Below are 18,534 nucleotides of genomic sequence, written 5' to 3'. Positions count from 1 at the left end.
AATGCAAAATATTGGGATTCTGGGAACATTCTGGGAACACTTTGGGAATAAAAGTGTATCATGGTGTATATTCCAATGGAGAAGAAACAGACGTTATGTTCAAATGGTATTTAAAACGTCTTTGAGTGATGTTAGAAAAGCGAACGGAAGATAATTTGGATAGTAACGAAAGGTCTGTAGTCCATGCCGGAAAAACATTACGAAGGATTTTTGGGACATATTCTTCACAGCCTTTAACGTAGGAGGGTTAAATGAGTATAAAAGACCGGGGGAGTAAGAGGGGGAGTATCAGAAAAAAGAAAACCTCCGAGATGTTGATTCTCAGAGGCTTATCTTATCACTTGTTTTCCTTAAGCGGTGCGTACGGGACTCGAACCCGTGACCCCATGCGTGACAGGCATGTATTCTAACCAACTGAACTAACGCACCATTATTTCATTCTTTCGTTGCTATCTCTCTCGATTGCGGTTGCAAAGGTAGACAAAATTCTTATATCTGCAATAGCTTGAAAGAAAAAAAATCATCTTTTTTTTAACATAGCTTGATTATAAGAGATTTATGTTACCTTTGCAAAACTAAATTAATATTGAAATCATGAGAAATACTCCTATTGAACGTAAGTTGATAGATGAAACTATCGCAGATTTTCATATCACAGACTTTGCCAAAGCAACCATCCGTGAAGTCAAAGCCATTGCAGCCAATGCCGAAGCGGCATCGGGTGTGGAATTCATAAAAATGGAAATGGGTGTACCCGGACTCCCCCCCTCAGCCGTCGGCGTAAAGGCAGAGGTGGAGGCATTGCAGAATGGTATTGCCAGCCTCTACCCGGACATCAACGGACTCCCCGCCTTGAAGCAGGAAGCATCCCGTTTCATCAAAGCCTTTATCAATGTAGATGTAGCCCCCGAAGGTTGCGTACCAGTTACCGGTTCCATGCAAGGAACTTTTGCTTCATTCCTCACATGCAGCCAGTGCGATGAGAAAAAGGATACCATTCTCTTCATCGATCCCGGTTTCCCGGTACAGAAGCAGCAGTTGGTCGTGATGGGACAGAAATATGAAACCTTTGACGTATATGACTACCGTGGCAACAAGTTGAAAGCGAAGTTGGAAAGTTACCTCAGCAAAGGAAATATCTCTGCCATCGTCTATTCCAATCCCAACAATCCCAGCTGGATTTGCCTAAAAGAAGAAGAATTGCGCATCATCGGCGAACTGGCAACCAAATATGACGTCATTGTGCTGGAAGACCTCGCCTACTTTGCCATGGACTTCCGCCAAGACTTGAGCAAACCGTTCCAAGCGCCTTACCAACCTTCTGTGGCACACTATACGGACCTTTACGTGCTGCTCATTTCCGGTTCCAAAGCTTTCAGCTATGCCGGTCAACGTATCGGTGTCAGCTGCATTTCGGACAAACTGTATCATCGGGCCTATCCCGGGTTGACACAACGCTACGGCGGCGGCACCTTCGGCACAGTATTCATCCACCGCGTACTCTATGCGCTCTCTTCCGGCACCAGCCACTCTGCGCAGTATGCTCTTGCCGCCATGCTTAAAGCAGCCAATGAAGGTCAATACAACTTCCTTGATGAAGTGAAAGTATACGGTGAACGTGCCCGCCGCCTGAAAGAAATCTTCTTGCGCCACGGTTTCCACTTGGTATACGACAATGATTTGGGTGATCCCGTTGCCGACGGTTTCTACTTCACCATCGGTTACCCGGGCATGAGTAGCGGAGAACTTGCGCGGGAACTAATGTACTACGGTGTAAGCGCCATTTCGCTGGTGACCACCGGAAGCCATCAGGAAGGATTACGTGCCTGCACTTCCTTTATCCAAGACCATCAGTACGACCAGTTGGACGAACGTATGGCAATTTTTGCCGAGAATCACCCCATCCAATAAAAAATATCCCTATATAAATAAGGTGTTTCTACCAGTTGATGCCGGTATCCCACCACAATCGGGTACCGGCATTGTCATCTCCACCCAGTACCTCTACCAAAGCGGCATACTGCTCGGCATTCTCCGTCTTCAGTCCGCCGGGAAAGTTCAGACGGCGAATCATTGTCTCAGTATCTATGCACCCGTCTTTACTGTGATTAAAGCGTACGGGGAATAGCCGGGGATACCCCGTCCGGCGCTGTTCAGCCCAAGCTTCACACCCTTCGGGAAACATGGCAATCCATTTTTGGGTAATAATCTTCTCCAGTTTCGTATCCCTATCCGCTGACTCCAGCCAGCGTGGCGAAACCTGACAACGGGCGGTAATATCATTCTCCATATCGTAGGTATCCACAAAATCGGCAGGCAACAAGTTGCTCTCCAGATAAGCGTCGGACTGCAAGATGCCATACTGACGGAAAGAAGCCATTACCCCTTCTTCATAGCAGATTTTCGCCGACTCATCAGTCCATCCCCGTAGGGCAGCCTCGGCACGCAGGAACCAGACTTCTGCTGCCGGCATCAACACTGCATCAGTCTGCTGGGTAACTTTCAATTTTGAGAGTGTATTATAATAGTTATGTGCAAAGCATGTACCCTGACGAATGCCGCGATACTCGCCTGCAAACTGTTCATTCTGGCAAGTGGCAAAATAGATTTCACGACGGGGATCTTCATATCCGTTCAGTATGGACTCCATCGGCGCTCCCATATAAGCTTCATTCCAAACAAGGTTTATCTCGCCCAACGGATTGGTATATCCACTCGCTGTGGAAACCGCCACCGACTCGTCCGCCTCCCGAATGACTCCGTATTCATTATCCATCGCCTTACGGAATTCCGTTTTTGCATTCTCCGGACTGGCTACCGCGATGCGCATGGCAAGCCGCATCCTCAACGAGTTGGCAAACTTTATCCAAGAGTCATAATCACCGTCCAACAACATATCGAAACGCGCAAACTCCGAAGCTCTCGGATGCTCGACAATATAATCGGAAAGTACAGCAACAGCCGTATCGAGTTCACAGAAAAAGGCATTATAGACCTCTTTCTGCGTGTCAGGCATATAACGGGCTTCGGGATCGGCAAAATGACTATACACAATAGGGCCGTAATAGTCCGTGACACGGTGCATCACTTCCACCTTCAGTATCTTGGTAATGCCGAAAAAGGCAGGCATACGGTCACGTGTGGCATTCTCCGACTGATATATCTGCGGGAAAACATACTCATAGGTATGTCCCCACATGGCGCTGTTCCATCCATCCTGCAAGTTGTAGTCCGAATTGTGCGAACCTCCATTCAGAGGCTTGGCATCGTGCATGTAACCGCTGAACATGTCGGCATTCAAATTCTGGGTCAATTGAAAAGGCCAGTTCTTCCCCTTTCCGTAGTCGTAATTGAAATAGATGCCTTGCTGGATGATTCCAAGACGGATGCCATGTTCGTTATAGTCGGCCTGCAAGTCCTCGTCCGTCACGCCGGACTTGTCCGTATTGATTTCCTTAAAGTCCCGCATACAAGCCAGAAACACGAAAACCATGCCAATCAGTACTATAATCCTCTTCATATCAAGTCTCCCTCCCCCTCTTAAAATTCACACTTCAAAGAAAATCCCCAACTACGCGTGGTAGGCATACCGTAGACTTCAATTCCCTGGTTATCGTTGCCCGTAGAGAGTACCAGGTCAGGGTCGAAAGGCGCCTTTTTGTAGAAGAAGAACAAGTTGCGTCCCGAAAAGGACAGTTGTGCCCGCTTGAGGACTTTGGTCTTTTCCATCCAGGCAGCAGGCAGTTGGTAGCCCACGGACAGCTCACGCAGCCTGATGTTCGTGGCATCATACATATAATATTCCGTCACCCCGGCCCGTCCGCCTACAACATTCTTATAAAATCCTTTCACATTATCTATCCGGTTACCTTCAAGCATTACATAACCTTTGTCCCGGGCCCGGGCCGTGACTTCAGAAACGCCATACATATCCATATCCGCCTGCGTCTGAGACAAAATATCGCCTCCAAAGCGACAATCCACCAGAAAATAGAAAGAAAAATTCTTGTAAGACAGCATATGATTCCAGCCAAGCATTAGTTTTGGATTGGCATTGCCCACTTTCACCGTATTGCCATCACCTTCCACCAAAGGCATGCCAGTATTGTCTCCTTCCGTGCCGTAAACGATATTGCCCGCATCGTCACGTACAAAAGCTTTTCCGTAGATGTCACCGATAGAGCCCCCTTTCACCAATTTCATGGCATAACTGGACGAGAAGCTGGTAGGACCGTAAAGAAACTCCTTCAGCGCTTCGTGCAGTGAAATTATCTTGTTGCGGTTGGTGGAGAAGTTTACCTCTGTTTTCCACTTGAAATGGTTTGTCAGCAAAGGACCGGCATCCAATGAAACCTCCCACCCCACATTCTGTATATTACCCGCATTGACATAACGGTAGGCATATTTATCGCCCGACAGAGTGGGAAGCTTGAAGAACTGGTTCCGGGTATTCGTCTTATAGAAAGTGGCATTCAAACCAATGCGGTTCTTTAAAAAACGCGCTTCTATACCCGCCTCAAAGGAATGCGTCATCTCCGGTTCCATATCCTTGAACGGCGCGGCATCACTTGCCAGGAACTCTCCACCCGCCGTGATATGCGAGGAAGGATTTGTGATGAACATGGGAATATCATTGCCCACCATGCTGTATGCCCCCCTTATCTTTGCCAGTGACACCCATCGGGGTAAAGTCATCAGCTTATTGAATATCAGCGAAAATCCCACGGAGGGATAGAAGAACCCGCTTTTCTCATGAGATGTATAAGCCAGCGTGGAGGACCAGTCATTACGAGCCGACAAATCAAGATAGACAAACTCGTTGTAGCCCAGTTGTGCCGTCGCAAACAAGGACTGCAATTGGCGCCGCGCATCAATCTTCTGGTCCAGCCCGGCAGAACCATTCATGATGATATTGGCCAGATTGAACACATTGGCATATTTCAGCGAAGCTGTTTTAGAGTCATAGCGGGTGGAGTTCACTGTCTTATCATTGATACTGGCACCGAGCGCCGCGTTGAGAGAGAATGCATCCCACTGCTTTTTCATCATCAGTATGGCGTCTCCGTAATATTGGGTTTCCTGATAGTCCATCTCAATATAACGCCCATTGGCTCCCGCTAACGCCGGAGCGGTAGAGGCATAGAACTGCTGACGCACCTTGTCGTTAATATAGTCTACATTGCCACGGGTCTGCAGGCTTAACCAATCGTTTATCTTCAGATTGGCGGATAAGGAGACTATGACATGCATGCGGTTCTCCTTGCTCAATATGCGATTGGTAATCCAGTAGGGATTCTGCTCAAAATCCTCGTAGGAGGTATGCCAATTCTGTATGTTCAAGTTTCTACCCTCATCATAAACCTCGAAGTTCTCCTTATAATAAGCAATATCCTCACCCCGTGGAAAACGGTAGAGCCCCACCAAAGGATTCATGTAGAAACCACCCACGGTAGGCTTGTTCTTCACCACCTGGCGCATCAGGTTCATACTGCCATCTAACTTCAGACGGGAATTCAATAGAACGGAAGTCTCTCTGAAAGTGAGGTTGTGCTTCGAAAGGTTATGTTTCCCAATGATGCCATGCCCCGTAGTATTGGCATAGGAGAAATAGTTCTGCAACTTCTCATTGCCGTGACTCAAGGAGATGGAAGTTATGGAGGTGACACCAGTAGAGAAGAAGTCTCTCAGATTATCGTATTCGGGAAGGTTTGCCCGTTCTCCCCAACTGTCCACACCGTCACTTACTCCATAGCGGTTCTGCATCTTGGGTAGCGCAAAAGCATTGTCGAACATCAGGCTCGTCGAGAAAGAAACACTGCGTTGCCCGTGCGACTGCCCCTTCTTTGTAGTAATCAGTATCACCCCATCGGCAGCCTGGCTACCATACAAAGCTGCCGCGGGAGCTCCTTTCAGGATACTGATGCTCTCTATATCTTCAGGATTCAGATTGGAAATGCCGTCCCCTCCGTCACGGTTGCCAGCATTGGCCGTCCCGCCTATGGCAGAGTATGCTTGCTCGGAGATGGAGTTCAGAATGGGAACACCGTCTATCACGTACAGAGGTTGGTTGTCACTCGCCACCGAACGGACTCCACGGATACTGACTTTGGCTGAAGCTCCCAGACCGGAAGAAACCTGGTTAACACGCACACCAGCTGACTTGCCGGTCAACGAAGTGATTAAGTTGGGCATTTTTACTCGAGTCAATTCCTCGTTTTTTATTAAATCTGTGGCATAAGAAAGAGAATTTTCTTTCTTTTCGATACCCAAAGCGGTAACAATGATATTATCCAGCTCTATCATATTTTCTCTTAGTGTGATATGAAAGGTCGAACGTCCTTCCACCTCAATATCCTGAGAAATGTAGCCGATAAATGAAATACGGAGCACTGCATTATCGGCAACCACCAGCGTGAATTTTCCTTCCGAATCCGCTATCGCACCATTGGCCGTTTCTTTCTCCTGAATAGTGGCACCGGCCAGCGGAAACCCACCTTCATCCAGCACACAGCCACTTACCGTCACTTTGGAAAGCTGTATTTCGGAATGCCCCGGACGTTGCATACGCTCCCAAAATCCCTCCGGGCAATCCGTCCATCCTATAGAAAACAGCCCTAAAATTAACGTATATAGTGTAGTATACTTCATTGCATTAAATTGCCAATTACTTGCAAATTTAAGCATTTTCTTCGAATAAAAAAACCATAAAATCTGAGAAAAGAAACTTTTAAAATGAAAAACAGCGAAGAACTTTTGTTTATTGTGGAATATTATGTATATTAGGGGCATGTATAGCAATATAGATCTATTCAAGATAGAAACAAACCATGTGGTTCCTGCCCGGGGAAAGGTCTTGATTTCCGAACCCTTTTTGTGTGACCATATGTTTGGGCGATCCGTCATTCTACTGGTGGACCATACACATGACGGCACAATGGGACTGGTTATGAACAAACCTCTCCCCCTATTCTTGAATGATGTGCTGAAAGACTTCAACTGCCCGGAAAACATACCTATCTATAAAGGAGGACCGCTCAGCACAGATACGTTGTTCTATTTGCACACGCTCAAGGGCATTACCGGAGCATTGCCCATCGGCAAAGGCTTCTACCTGAACGGTGACTTTGAAGCCATTAAAAACTACATCATGCAGGGAAATTCCGTTAAAGGCAGAATCAGATTTTTTTTGGGATACTCCGGCTGGGAGTACGAACAGCTGGACCGGGAAATTGAAGAAAACACCTGGCTGGTAGGCAAAGAAAACATCAGCTCGCTAATGGACGAGGCAGCCAGCGGCACACTCTGGAAGAAGGCATTGTGCAAGCTGGGAGCAAAATATGAAATATGGTCGCGTTTCCCCCAGATTCCAACGTTCAATTAGTGTTGCGGAGAAGTTGCAACAATACGACATCCTTATAGCACCCTCCTACGCGCCACCACTCCCTCAAAAGCCCGCAACGCACAAAACCGCAGGATTCAAAAAGGCGGATACTTGCCTCATTATCCACCGAAATATGGACTATCAACTGCTTCAGATATAGGAAACTGAAAACATAGTCGCACAGCAAACGCAACGCTTCCTTGGCATAACCATTGCCCTGATACTCCTTCCGTATAGCAATGCCCACCTCTCCCCGGGCATGCATGGGAGAAAACTCTGTAATATCAATGGTGCCTATCACCGCATCATCCTCTACACGTACAATCATCATACGCAGCTGGCGGTCGGCAAACATATCGCATTCGGAATTCTCAATATATTGTTTCAAGACAAATCTGGAATAGGGCACGGTGAAGTTCGTCACATCCCAAGTCCGGGAATCATTCTCCATAGCATACATCACTTCCAAGTCTTCCGGCTCCATAGCACGGAGACGCACCCTTTCACTACAGAAATAAGATTTATTCATATCTTCCAGTCGGTTACATTTCTTCTTCTTTATTGATATGCAGTTCTTTACGCAGGCGTCCATCACCCGGCAGGCAGAACAGAGAAGCCGTCAGTCCTATCAGTGCACACAGTACACCCGTACTGCTCAACATTATATAATAGGTGAAAAAACCTGCAAGCACTGGTATGGCAAGCAATGCCAGCCGCACGCCACTCCACAACGCATAAAGGCGGAGGGCTTCGGGAAGCGTCACTACATCTATTTTCCGGATTAATACCCATGAAAAGAGTTTCAGGGATACGGGCACGCAAGAGGCAGCCAGCAGAATGGTTATCGTCTCAGCCATATAGATAGCACGTACATCTCCGGCATACATACCTACCCATTCGCCTCCGGTTTCTCCAAGCAGGACGAGTAGGATGGGGAGCATCCAGAAATAAGCAAAAGTTATTCGGACACGCAATGCAGTCTTCTTTATTTGTTCTTCCATTTAGTGAATTGATAGTGGATAATGAATAATTGATAGAAGCCCAACACGATCAGGCAGTTCCGGAAAATGGAGTGCGGTTCACGATACTGCGTCCCAGAGTCACTTCATCCGTATACTCCAATTCGTCGCCGATGGAAATGCCACGGGCTATGACGGAGAGCTTCACACCCAGTTTTTCCAGCTTGCGGTAGATATAAAAGTTTGTCGTATCTCCCTCCATCGTCGTGCTCAGGGCAAGAATCACTTCATTGATGCCACCGGCGGCTACCCGCTGCACAAGGCTTTCTATCTGCAAGTCTCCGGGACCAATGCCATCCATCGGCGAGATGACGCCTCCCAACACGTGATACAAACCACGGAACTGTTGTGTGGCTTCCACAGCCATCACATCACGGATATTCTCTACCACACAGACCACGGAAGCGTCCCGTTGCGGACTGGAACAGATGCGGCACGTCTCCGTATCTGATATATTATGGCATACCTTGCAATATTTCACTTCATGCTTCAGCGTCACAATGGCATTGCCGAACGCTTCCACCACTGCCGTATCCTGGCGGAGCAGGTGAAGAACCAGCCTCATAGCCGTCTTACGTCCCACTCCGGGCAACTTGGCAAACTCATTTACCGCCTTCTCCAATAATGTCGAGGGAAACTGTCCATTCATACTTAAAATTTTCCTATTGGCCACAAAGATAGTGCAAACCGAATGCAGAATAAAATGAACTCGTTCATTTTTTATGCTGAGGTGCAGCCTATCTTCGCTTTCTGGGCAAAGATAGTGCAAACTTATGAAATTAGTGCTACCTTTGCCACACGTAAAACCCCAAAAAGGCAACAAAATGGATATTACAAACGCCGAATTCGTCATCAGTAACACAGACGTGCGGAAATGCCCCGCCGGTACATTTCCCGAATATGCTTTCATCGGACGCTCCAACGTAGGAAAATCCAGTCTTATCAATATGCTGACCGGAAGGAAAGGACTCGCCATGACCTCTGCCACACCGGGAAAGACCATGCTTATCAACCATTTCCTAATCAACAAGAGCTGGTACATTGTAGACCTTCCGGGATATGGCTACGCCAAACGGGGACAGAAAGGTCAGGAACAAATCAAACGTATTATAGAAAGTTATATACTGCAACGCGAACAGATGACTTGTCTGTTTGTTCTTATAGATAGCCGGCTGGCTCCCCAAGCCATCGACCTCGAGTTTACGGAATGGCTGGGCGAGAACGGCGTACCCTTTGCCATCGTCTTCACAAAGGCCGACAAACTGAAAGGCGGCAGACTGAACACCCACATCAACGAATACCTGGAACAGTTGAAGGAACAATGGGAAGAGCTGCCCCCCTACTTCATCACCTCCTCCGAAAACCGCATGGGACGGAAAGAACTGCTGGACTATATCGAAAGTATCAACAAAAGCCTGAATAGCAAACAATAGACATAAGTAAAATGAAAAGATTAGTTTTTTGGCAACTGTTTGTTGCCGCACTATTGCTGACCGGCAATAGTCACGCACAATCCATCAAGGATTTGTTCAACAAAGAAAATATAGAGAAGGCGGTAAATGCCGTGACCGGCAAGTCAACAGCGGATATGACCGGCACTTGGTCGTATACCGGCTCCGCCATTGAATTCGAATCGGACAACCTGCTGCAGAAAGCCGGCGGTGCCGTTGCCGCCACAGCCGCAGAAAAGAAACTGGACGAACAGCTTGCCAAAGTAGGCATCAAAGCCGGGCAAATGTCATTCACATTCAACGCCGACAGCACATTCAGCGCCAAAGTAGGGCAAAAGAGCATGAAGGGAAGCTACTCCTACAATGCATCCACCCAAAAGGTCAACTTGAAATTCGCCAAGCTGATAGGTATGAATGCCAAGGTCAACGCTACCTCCACAACTATGGACCTGCTGTTCGAATCGGACAAGCTACTGAAACTGATAACCTTCCTCTCCAGCAAAAGCAGCAACTCCACTCTGAAGAGTATCGGCTCGCTGGCCAACAGCTACGACGGAATGATGCTCGGATTCTCATTACAGAAACTGTAACAACAACTTCCATACAACAAAAAAATCCCGCAAGCACCGAACAATGCTTGCGGGATTTTTTTATCTGAAAAGAGCGGAAAACGAGACTCGAACTCGCGACCCTAACCTTGGCAAGGTTATGCTCTACCAACTGAGCTATTTCCGCATTGGATGACTCTCCTTTTTTGAGGAGTAAAGTGCCCAGAACAGGACTCGAACCTGCATGCCTCTCGACACACGCACCTGAAACGTGCGCGTCTACCAATTCCGCCACCTGGGCATAAGTCATCTTCAATACATCTGAAAGAGCGGAAAACGAGACTCGAACTCGCGACCCTAACCTTGGCAAGGTTATGCTCTACCAACTGAGCTATTTCCGCAATGTATAAAAGCGTGAAGAGAAGGAGACTCGAACTCCCACGACATAATTGTCACTACCCCCTCAAAGTAGCGCGTCTACCAATTCCGCCACCTCTCCAACTTACTTTCAACAATTCAAAGAACCGACTGCTTTACCTTGGTGCCCAGAACAGGACTCGAACCTGCATGCCTCTCGACACACGCACCTGAAACGTGCGCGTCTACCAATTCCGCCACCTGGGCATAGGTAATTGCAATCTAAACTGCGTTGAGCGGAAAACGAGACTCGAACTCGCGACCCTAACCTTGGCAAGGTTATGCTCTACCAACTGAGCTATTTCCGCGATTGCGGATGCAAAGGTAGATATTTTCCTTAAACCTGCAAACATTCTGCAGACTTTTTTCACACAGAAAAGTGTACATTTTCGCCAGGCATACAAGCAGACTTTTGATTATCAACTCATTCGCCCACGATAATCTTCATAAGAAAATTGCTTGAAAACTTCAGCTTTTCCTTCTTTTGTCCACATTGCAATGGCCGGATGGTGAATTCCATTGAACATATTCGTCTTTACAGTGGTGTAATGTATCATGTCCTCAAAGACGATTCTCTCCCCTATCTGCAGCTCATGGTCGAAACTCCACAGTCCCATATAGTCGCCGCTCAAGCAGGAGTTTCCTCCAAGGCGATAGACGTAAGGGCCCGCATCGCCCATCTCCGCTCCACGCACTGCAGGCTGATAGGGCATCTCCAGACAATCCGGCATGTGGCACGTAAAGCTAACGTTGAGAATGGCGGTACGAATGCCGCGGTTTTCCACAATGTCCACTATCTCCGAGCTCAGCACACCGGTCTGCCAAGTAAAAGCGGAACCGGGCTCAAGAATGATTTGAAGATGTGGATAGCGCCCCTTCAAGCCCTGCAACAGACGGACAAGATGCTCTACATCATAATCCTTACGCGTCATCAGATGCCCGCCTCCTAAATTCAACCACTTAATCTGTGAGAACCAGCGGGAGAATTTTCCTTCCAAGTGCTCCAATGTGTGTTCCAGCTCGTAGGAAGAAGACTCGCAGTGACAATGACAGTGAAAACCTTCAATACCCGCCGGAAGTTCTTCGGGAAGCTGGTCGGCCATTACACCGAAGCGGGTACCGGGTGCGCAGGGATTATAAAGCTCCGTTTCCACCTCAGAGTATTCAGGATTGATACGGATACCGCAGGAAATGCCGCTTCCCTCCGCCACCACTACCGGATAAAAGCGGTGGAACTGCGAAAGCGAATTGAAAGTAATATGGCTGCTGCACCGCATTATCTCCGGAAAATCGGCCTCGGTATAGGCAGGCGAGTACGTATGTGCCTTACTTCCGAACTCCTCCAATGCCAGACGGGCTTCGTAGACAGAACTTGCCGTAGAGTGGTCTATATACTCCCTGAAAATGGGAAAGGAACGCCACATGGCAAATGATTTGAAAGCGAGGATTATCTCCACACCTGCGCGGTCGGCCACATTTTTTATCAGTGCGAGGTTCTTTCTCAGCAATCCTTCTTCCATAATATAGCAGGGAGAAGGGAAAAGGGAAAAGTCTTTATTTGTCATTCTTCTATCTATATTTACTATTCTAAATTGTCCGTATGTATCGTTCTAACTGTCTTTTTTAAGATACCACAGTCCTACACTCATGCCATCATCCTCTTACAAGTATCCCGCCTCTGTGTGAGACAAAAGATGCGTACTATCCTATGACAGCACTTTGAAACGCGCGAAGCGCAGCAAAAGTTGTTTGTCTCCCGCATTCTTGAAGCGGATGGTGGCTTTCGCATTGTCTCCTTCGCCCTCCACTTTCAAAACTTCACCCAGGCCGAAACGTTCGTGCTCTATCAGTTGTCCCTGCTGTACACGGTTGGCAGACGCGCCGGCAGAAGGCGATGTACTTGCCGTATTTGCAGAAGGCGCCACCCGTTTCAGGTTACGTGGAACGGTCGGCGCAATAATCTGCTGCTTCGGCCGTACAGACACACACTCTTTTCCTCCATACGGAGCATCTTCCCTATCAGGCGCAAAGCCTCTGGCGTTCTCCCTGCGGAAAACGGCAGCTTCCTCCTCTACCCTGCGGAACATTCCCGCATCCTGAGGCAGGCGCAGGAACCGTACGTCTATATCCTTCAGAAAACGGCTGGGACTGCCAAACTCCATCTTGCCGTACCGGAAACGCGTCTTTGCATACGATAGGAAACAGTGTTCTTCGGCACGTGTGATGGCTACATAGAACAGCCGCCGTTCTTCCTCCAATGCCCGGGGAGAGTCACCCACCATGCTGCTGGGAAAAAGATTCTCCTCCATCCCCACTACAAACACATTCTTGAACTCCAATCCCTTGGCCGAATGTACAGTCATCAGGGTTATCTTCTCATCGTCCCCATCCTTATCCGAATCCTGGTCGGTAAGAAGGGAAACTTCCGAAAGGAAGTCACCCAACAACACGTTAGAGTTTCCTTCCTCCTGCCGTTGGGCGCAAAAATCACTCATACCGTTCACCAGCTCCTCTATATTCTCCTTACGGCTCAGATTCTCGGGAGAGTTGTCTTGACACACATCATTGATGATGCCCGATTGGCGAATAATGTCAGCACCAATCTCGTAGGCATTCTTCTCCGCAGCATCTGTGATAAAGGCAGATATAAGTTCGCGGAATGCCTGCAACTTTCCCACCGTACCTTTATTGAAGTTCAAGCCATACGCCAACGGCTCACAAAGCACGGTCCACAAACTGACATTGTGCCCGGTGGCGGCAGCAATGATTTTTCCCACTGTCGTATCTCCGATACCCCGTGCAGGATAATTGATAATACGTTTGAAAGCCTCTTCATCATTGGGATTCACTATCAGACGGAAGTAAGCGATAACATCTTTGATTTCCTTGCGTTGATAGAACGACAAACCTCCGTAAATACGGTAAGGCATACTGCGTTTGCGCATGGCTTCCTCAAAAATACGGCTCTGCGCATTGGTACGGTAGAGTATCGCAAAATCAGAGTAGGCATAGCGCTTTTCACGCCGCAGTTCAGCTATCTTATTCACCACAATATCCCCTTCTTCCACGTCACTGTATGCCTGGTACACACCGATGGCCTCTCCCTTCTCCTTTTCCGAGAACACTTCCTTGCGTATCTGCCACTGGTTCTTTTCTATCAGGCTGTTGGCCGCGCGGACAATGGTCTGGGTGGAACGGTAATTCTGCTCCAGCTTGAAGACCTTCGTATCGGGATATACTTTCGTAAAATAGAGAATATTGTCAATATCGGCACCACGGAAGGAGTAGATACTCTGTGCATCATCCCCCACCACACAGACATGCTGATGGTTCTTGGCAAGTTGCAGCACGATGCTGTGCTGTGCAAAATTGGTATCCTGATACTCATCCACCAGAATGTAACGGAACTGGTCTTGATAACGCGCCAACACCTCGGGGTGGTCCCGGAACAGCAGGAATGTGTAGAACAGCAAATCGTCGAAGTCCATCGCATCCGCCTGCCGGCAACGCTCCCAATATCTCTGGTAGATGTCGCGAAGCGCCGGAACCTTGGCAGCACGGTCTCCTTCGTAAGCCTCCTTGTTGTTGGCATAGCCTGCCGGAGAAACCAGATGATTCTTGGCATTCGAGATACGCGCCTGCACCATCCCCGGCTTGTACACTTTCTCATCCAGCCCCATTTCCTTGATAATGGAACGTATCAGGCTTTTACTGTCCGCCGTATCGTAAATGGTAAACTGCGAAGTGAAACCGATATGCCCGGCCTCGACATGCAGAATGCGCAGGAATATGGAGTGAAAGGTTCCCATCCACAGATGGCACGCCCTCTCCGGCCCCATCTGACGGGCTATACGCTCCTTCATTTCGCGCGCCGCCTTGTTGGTAAAGGTCAATGCCAGAATGTTCCAAGGCTGGTAGCCATTCTCCAGCAGATAAGCAATCTTGTAGGTCAGCACGCGCGTCTTTCCCGAACCGGCACCGGCTATCACCAGTGACGGACCGTCATTGTATAACACCGCGTTCCGTTGTCCTTCGTTCAGTTCCTCTATATAATCGGGCATATCCGTATAATCTTAAAATGATGATATTTTTCCTTCCTTTGTTTTTACGGAGGCAAAGATAAAAAAAGCTTCGGAGACGTACGAACATTTCTATAGGTTATAGTGTTTATATAGTAAAGTTCCAAAATTAAATAATTGAAACTTATGAATACAATATTAACGATTTTAATGATAACAGTTATGACTTACGAAATGCCAAAACTTCCCTACACTAACAATGCACTGGAACCTGTAATCAGTCAGCAAACCATAGATTACCACTACGGTAAACATCTGCAAACCTACGTGAACAACCTCAACAACCTCGTTCCGGGAACGGAATTTGAAGACAAAGACCTGGTAACCATTGTTGCCACAGCACCGGACGGTGCCATCTTCAACAATGCAGGACAAGTGTTGAACCACACATTATACTTCTTACAGCTTGCCCCGAAGCCTGCCCACAGCGAGCCTACCGGCAAGCTGGCAGAAGCCATCAAACGCGACTTCGGCAGCTTTGAGAATTTTAAGAAGGAATTCAACGCGGCAGCTGTCGGCTTGTTCGGCTCCGGATGGGCTTGGTTGTCTGCCGACAAGAACGGCAAACTCCACATCACCAAAGAAGCCAACGGTAGCAATCCGGTACGCGCCGGTCTTGTTCCGCTACTCGGATTCGACGTGTGGGAACATGCCTACTATCTTGATTACCAGAACCGCCGTGCCGATCACGTAAACGAATTGTGGAGCATCGTTGATTGGGATGCGGTAAGTAAAAGATTCAAATAGACCAACGAGGTCCCACAAAGCCATGTGAAGGACGCCTTCTTGAGTTATAAAGACGCAAGAAGGCGTTTTCTTGTTTAAAGCAGCCATCTAACATATTTTAAAGAAATTCCTTGGCTTCTACCATAAGTATTCATTAACTTTGCTAAACTTAAAAGTTAAACGAAAGAAATGAAACTCATCGTAGTAACAGCACCCACATTTTTTGTGGAAGAAGACAAGATTATCACGGCACTATTCGAAGAGGGGCTGGATATTCTACATCTGAGGAAGCCGGAAACTCCCGCCATGTATTCAGAACGACTTTTAACGCTGATACCCCAAAAATACCATAAGCGCATCATTACTCATGAACACTTCTACCTACAGGAAGAATTCAGCCTGATGGGGATTCATCTAAACACCCGCAACCCCAAAGAACCGCACGATTATTCAGGACACATCAGCTGTACCTGCCACTCGCTGGACGAAGTGCGGAACAAGAAACATTTTTATGACTATCTATTCTTGAGTCCGATATATAATTGCATCACAAAGACCGGAGTTACATCAGGCTTTACAGCCGAAGAACTACGACAAGCAGAAAAAAGTAAAATTATAGACAGCAAAGTCATGGCTTTGGGAGGCATTACCTCCGATAACATCCTGGAGATAAAGGATTACGGATTCGGTGGTGCCGTTATAATGGGTGACTTATGGAATAAATTCAACGCCTGCACCGACCGCGATTATCTGGAAGTAATCCGCCACTTCAAGAAGCTGAAGGAAATGGCTGATTGAGAGCGCAGGTAAATCAAAATTTACCGTACTCTTTGTATTCAATACCGGCAGGCAACGTAAAATAGAAAGTGGAGCCTTCCCCTTTCTTGGACTCCACACCTATACCTCCCCCATAGTGTTCCACAATGGATTTAGTGATGGAAAGCCCCAACCCCGTACCTTTAATATTGTAGTTCATCTTCACAAACCGTTCAAAGATGGCATGTCTTCCCACTTCATCAATGCCACAGCCTGTATCTGCCACATAAAAATAGAAGTTATGATTACTCAATCTCCTACAACCGATTTTCACACTGCCCATCTCCGTAAACTTCAAGGCGTTCCTCACCAAGTTACCTATAACTTGGGCAAAGCGCACGCGATCTACCACCAAACGGCATTGAGGCAGCCGTTCTACAAACTCCACCTGAATACCTGTGGGATGCGAGCGCATATTCTCTGTCGTGCAGACTTCATCAATCAGCGCGTTCACATCCGCTTCTCCATCATTATATTCCAGGGTCTTTGCCTCAATCTTTGAATAGTCCAGCAAGTCATTGACCAGTTGCAGCAGCGAGTCCTTGTTATCATTAATCTCTTTCAGGAAAGCCATACGGGTTTCTCTGTCCAGATCATCCATTTCGGCAAGCATAGTTGTAAAGCCTACAATAGCATTCAAAGGAGTACGAATTTCGTGAGTCATATTAGCTATGAAAGCATCCTTCAGCTGGTTGGATTCTTCGGCAACCTCATTAATGCGCTGCAACGTCTTCAACCTTTTGCTTTTACTGATGGAAATGATTATCATGATGACCAAAAGCAGAATGACAATCATGCCAAAACTGTATATCAATGCTTCATCCTTCTGATAGAGGCCGCTGGTCCAGACATCATATGCTGCCGTAATTGTTAGCATCATCGTTTATTGCTTGCTTATTGGAAAACTATAAAATTATAGGAAGCAAATATACTAAAGAAAATACAAATAAATTAATAGAAACTACAGTTTTTTTCCAACAAAATGGGCCGCATGCCATTACCAAGTAAAGCATGCAGTCCATAAATTCATTATTCAGTATTATTGGTATCAGCCTTCAATGGCAGCCTGTGCCACTCTAATATAGCTATGAAAATCAATTGCAAACACTTCCTGTGTAAGCGAATGTTTATTTAAAGTTTAAAGTTTGATGGATTTTCCATCATGACTTAAAGGCATCGTTGAAAAGCTGGCTTAACTATCAGATGCTTACACTATGCTGGTAAGCTCTGAGCCTGCAACTCATATCTATTACTTCACTAAAATCTTGTACTCACCACAACCTCTACCAATCTCTCCAGACTAGGCAACTATGGTTATTTCTTTATTGGTTCACCCACCTTCTCCTTATAGAAGGATATGATGAGTGTCTTATCCTCAAGTGATTCCTCCAGACGCTTGATTTCGTCAGTTAGAACCTGAATGGTCTTGTCTTTTTCCTCCAAAACAACTTTCGTTTGGGACAGCTCAGTCGCAACTTCTGAATCGCCAATCATATTATTGGCATCTCCATGAATGGATACTGCTGCCAGATATGCAGATACGTTGTGCATATCAGAAGCATACAGATCAAAGAAATTCTTCTCCAAGGCCACACTTATATCTATAAGTTTGCCTGTGTCGATGGTTTCTTTCTCCAGAATACAGTTGATGTGCTGCTGGGGCACATGAATGCACCGTCCAAGCTCTGATTTACTGATACCTAGCTCTAGACGTCGTTTATCAATCTCCCTGCCAATATGAACATGCTTTATTCCTATACTCATAGCATACGAACAAAATTTTAATTGAAGCTCAAAAAGACATCAAACATTTATTGGCTATTATAAACATAAATCATTTAATTTGGGGCGTACAAACCCATAACCATGGGGCATGGTTAAACATTAAACACCAAAGTTTTATGAATGAAATTTCTACAAAAATCCGTCCTGCGCTCGTTTCTCTTGAAGTAGGCGAAAGCATGGAGTTCCCCATCGAAAAGATGAAAAGTGTTCGAACACAAGCTTCCAAACTAGGAATGATTCTCAACCGACAGTTCAAAACCAGAACGAATCGGGAGACCCACACAATTATGGTTACACGAGTTTCGTAGACTA

Annotated in this window: 16 protein-coding genes and 7 tRNA genes; 7 read left to right on the top strand and 16 right to left on the bottom strand. The window is 46.9% G+C overall.

Annotated elements, in window-relative coordinates; all coding sequences use genetic code 11:
- Positions 1 to 355: 355 nt before the first annotated feature.
- A tRNA-Asp gene (locus tag H1A11_RS05145) sits at positions 356 to 429 on the bottom strand.
- A 165-nt stretch (positions 430 to 594) separates the two neighbouring features.
- Here H1A11_RS05145 and H1A11_RS05140 point away from each other — a divergent pair.
- Positions 595 to 1,911, top strand: coding sequence for a pyridoxal phosphate-dependent aminotransferase (locus tag H1A11_RS05140; RefSeq protein WP_117599478.1), 1,317 nt, complete (start codon positions 595 to 597; stop codon positions 1,909 to 1,911).
- A 28-nt stretch (positions 1,912 to 1,939) separates the two neighbouring features.
- Here the strand turns inward: H1A11_RS05140 and H1A11_RS05135 are convergent, their stop codons facing one another.
- Both H1A11_RS05135 and H1A11_RS05130 read right to left on the bottom strand, forming a co-directional pair.
- Positions 1,940 to 3,520 carry a SusD/RagB family nutrient-binding outer membrane lipoprotein gene (locus tag H1A11_RS05135; protein ID WP_181757803.1) on the bottom strand — a complete coding sequence of 527 codons (1,581 nt, stop codon included), beginning with the start codon at positions 3,518 to 3,520 and terminating at the stop codon, positions 1,940 to 1,942.
- Between the two features lie 20 nt (positions 3,521 to 3,540).
- Entirely contained in the window at positions 3,541 to 6,648 is a 3,108-nt protein-coding gene (locus H1A11_RS05130; RefSeq protein ID WP_181757802.1) for a SusC/RagA family TonB-linked outer membrane protein, read from the bottom strand.
- A 139-nt stretch (positions 6,649 to 6,787) separates the two neighbouring features.
- Between H1A11_RS05130 and H1A11_RS05125 the strand changes: the two genes are divergently transcribed.
- Complete coding sequence (locus tag H1A11_RS05125; RefSeq protein WP_165491398.1) at positions 6,788 to 7,381, top strand: YqgE/AlgH family protein; 594 nt, start codon at positions 6,788 to 6,790, stop codon at positions 7,379 to 7,381.
- On the opposite strand, the gene H1A11_RS05120 is transcribed toward H1A11_RS05125, so the two are convergent.
- Genes H1A11_RS05120 through recR form a run of 3 tightly spaced genes read right to left on the bottom strand, consistent with a single transcriptional unit; the run spans position 7,374 to position 9,049 of the window.
- The gene (locus tag H1A11_RS05120) at positions 7,374 to 7,910 is read right to left on the bottom strand and encodes a GNAT family N-acetyltransferase (protein ID WP_117599474.1); all 537 of its coding nucleotides are present in this window, start codon (positions 7,908 to 7,910) and stop codon (positions 7,374 to 7,376) included. The genes H1A11_RS05125 and H1A11_RS05120 overlap by 8 nt on opposite strands.
- Before the next feature lie 13 nt (positions 7,911 to 7,923).
- Entirely contained in the window at positions 7,924 to 8,382 is a 459-nt protein-coding gene (locus H1A11_RS05115) for a hypothetical protein (RefSeq protein ID WP_181757801.1), read from the bottom strand.
- Positions 8,383 to 8,431: 49 nt separating this feature from the next.
- Positions 8,432 to 9,049 (bottom strand): recombination mediator RecR, encoded by a 618-nt coding sequence (gene recR / locus H1A11_RS05110; protein ID WP_035448317.1) that lies wholly within the window; start codon positions 9,047 to 9,049, stop codon positions 8,432 to 8,434.
- 175 nt (positions 9,050 to 9,224) lie between these two features.
- Here recR and yihA point away from each other — a divergent pair, with 175 nt between their 5' ends.
- Positions 9,225 to 9,833: a ribosome biogenesis GTP-binding protein YihA/YsxC gene (gene yihA / locus H1A11_RS05105; protein WP_009036961.1), complete on the top strand. Its 609-nt coding sequence runs from the start codon at positions 9,225 to 9,227 to the stop codon at positions 9,831 to 9,833.
- An 11-nt stretch (positions 9,834 to 9,844) separates the two neighbouring features.
- Positions 9,845 to 10,441 (top strand): DUF4923 family protein, encoded by a 597-nt coding sequence (locus H1A11_RS05100; RefSeq protein ID WP_044468698.1) that lies wholly within the window; start codon positions 9,845 to 9,847, stop codon positions 10,439 to 10,441.
- 72 nt (positions 10,442 to 10,513) lie between these two features.
- Here H1A11_RS05100 and H1A11_RS05095 read toward each other — a convergent pair.
- The 8 genes from H1A11_RS05095 to H1A11_RS05060 form a co-directional block, all read right to left on the bottom strand.
- A tRNA-Gly gene (locus tag H1A11_RS05095) sits at positions 10,514 to 10,586 on the bottom strand.
- Between the two features lie 32 nt (positions 10,587 to 10,618).
- A tRNA-Leu gene (locus H1A11_RS05090) sits at positions 10,619 to 10,700 on the bottom strand.
- 27 nt (positions 10,701 to 10,727) lie between these two features.
- Positions 10,728 to 10,800 (bottom strand) — tRNA-Gly (locus tag H1A11_RS05085).
- 14 nt (positions 10,801 to 10,814) lie between these two features.
- A tRNA-Leu gene (locus H1A11_RS05080) sits at positions 10,815 to 10,898 on the bottom strand.
- Positions 10,899 to 10,938: 40 nt separating this feature from the next.
- Positions 10,939 to 11,023 (bottom strand) — tRNA-Leu (locus H1A11_RS05075).
- A gap of 28 nt (positions 11,024 to 11,051) precedes the next feature.
- Positions 11,052 to 11,124 (bottom strand) — tRNA-Gly (locus H1A11_RS05070).
- A 111-nt stretch (positions 11,125 to 11,235) separates the two neighbouring features.
- The gene (nspC, locus tag H1A11_RS05065) at positions 11,236 to 12,381 is read right to left on the bottom strand and encodes a carboxynorspermidine decarboxylase (protein ID WP_181757800.1); all 1,146 of its coding nucleotides are present in this window, start codon (positions 12,379 to 12,381) and stop codon (positions 11,236 to 11,238) included.
- Between the two features lie 141 nt (positions 12,382 to 12,522).
- Positions 12,523 to 14,877: an ATP-dependent helicase gene (locus tag H1A11_RS05060; RefSeq protein ID WP_181757799.1), complete on the bottom strand. Its 2,355-nt coding sequence runs from the start codon at positions 14,875 to 14,877 to the stop codon at positions 12,523 to 12,525.
- 144 nt (positions 14,878 to 15,021) lie between these two features.
- Here H1A11_RS05060 and H1A11_RS05055 point away from each other — a divergent pair, with 144 nt between their 5' ends.
- A complete protein-coding gene (locus H1A11_RS05055) occupies positions 15,022 to 15,642 on the top strand; it encodes a superoxide dismutase (protein WP_181757798.1) in 621 nt (206 codons plus the stop codon).
- A gap of 168 nt (positions 15,643 to 15,810) precedes the next feature.
- Complete coding sequence (locus H1A11_RS05050) at positions 15,811 to 16,419, top strand: thiamine phosphate synthase (RefSeq protein ID WP_117599468.1); 609 nt, start codon at positions 15,811 to 15,813, stop codon at positions 16,417 to 16,419.
- 13 nt (positions 16,420 to 16,432) lie between these two features.
- Here H1A11_RS05050 and H1A11_RS05045 read toward each other — a convergent pair whose 3' ends face one another.
- Together H1A11_RS05045 and H1A11_RS05040 are read right to left on the bottom strand one after the other, a co-directional pair.
- Complete coding sequence (locus tag H1A11_RS05045) at positions 16,433 to 17,317, bottom strand: sensor histidine kinase KdpD (protein WP_117599467.1); 885 nt, start codon at positions 17,315 to 17,317, stop codon at positions 16,433 to 16,435.
- A 434-nt stretch (positions 17,318 to 17,751) separates the two neighbouring features.
- Positions 17,752 to 18,201 carry a transcriptional regulator gene (locus tag H1A11_RS05040; protein WP_131226128.1) on the bottom strand — a complete coding sequence of 150 codons (450 nt, stop codon included), beginning with the start codon at positions 18,199 to 18,201 and terminating at the stop codon, positions 17,752 to 17,754.
- 137 nt (positions 18,202 to 18,338) lie between these two features.
- Here H1A11_RS05040 and H1A11_RS19015 point away from each other — a divergent pair, with 137 nt between their 5' ends.
- Entirely contained in the window at positions 18,339 to 18,530 is a 192-nt protein-coding gene (locus H1A11_RS19015; protein WP_131226126.1) for a hypothetical protein, read from the top strand.
- Positions 18,531 to 18,534 lie beyond the last annotated feature (4 nt).

Source organism: Bacteroides sp. CACC 737, from assembly GCF_013874375.1.
GTDB classification, from domain to species: Bacteria; Bacteroidota; Bacteroidia; order Bacteroidales; family Bacteroidaceae; genus Bacteroides; species Bacteroides uniformis.
The sequence above is the reverse complement of the archived record's forward strand: the minus strand, read 5'-3'. Positions and strand labels throughout refer to the sequence as shown.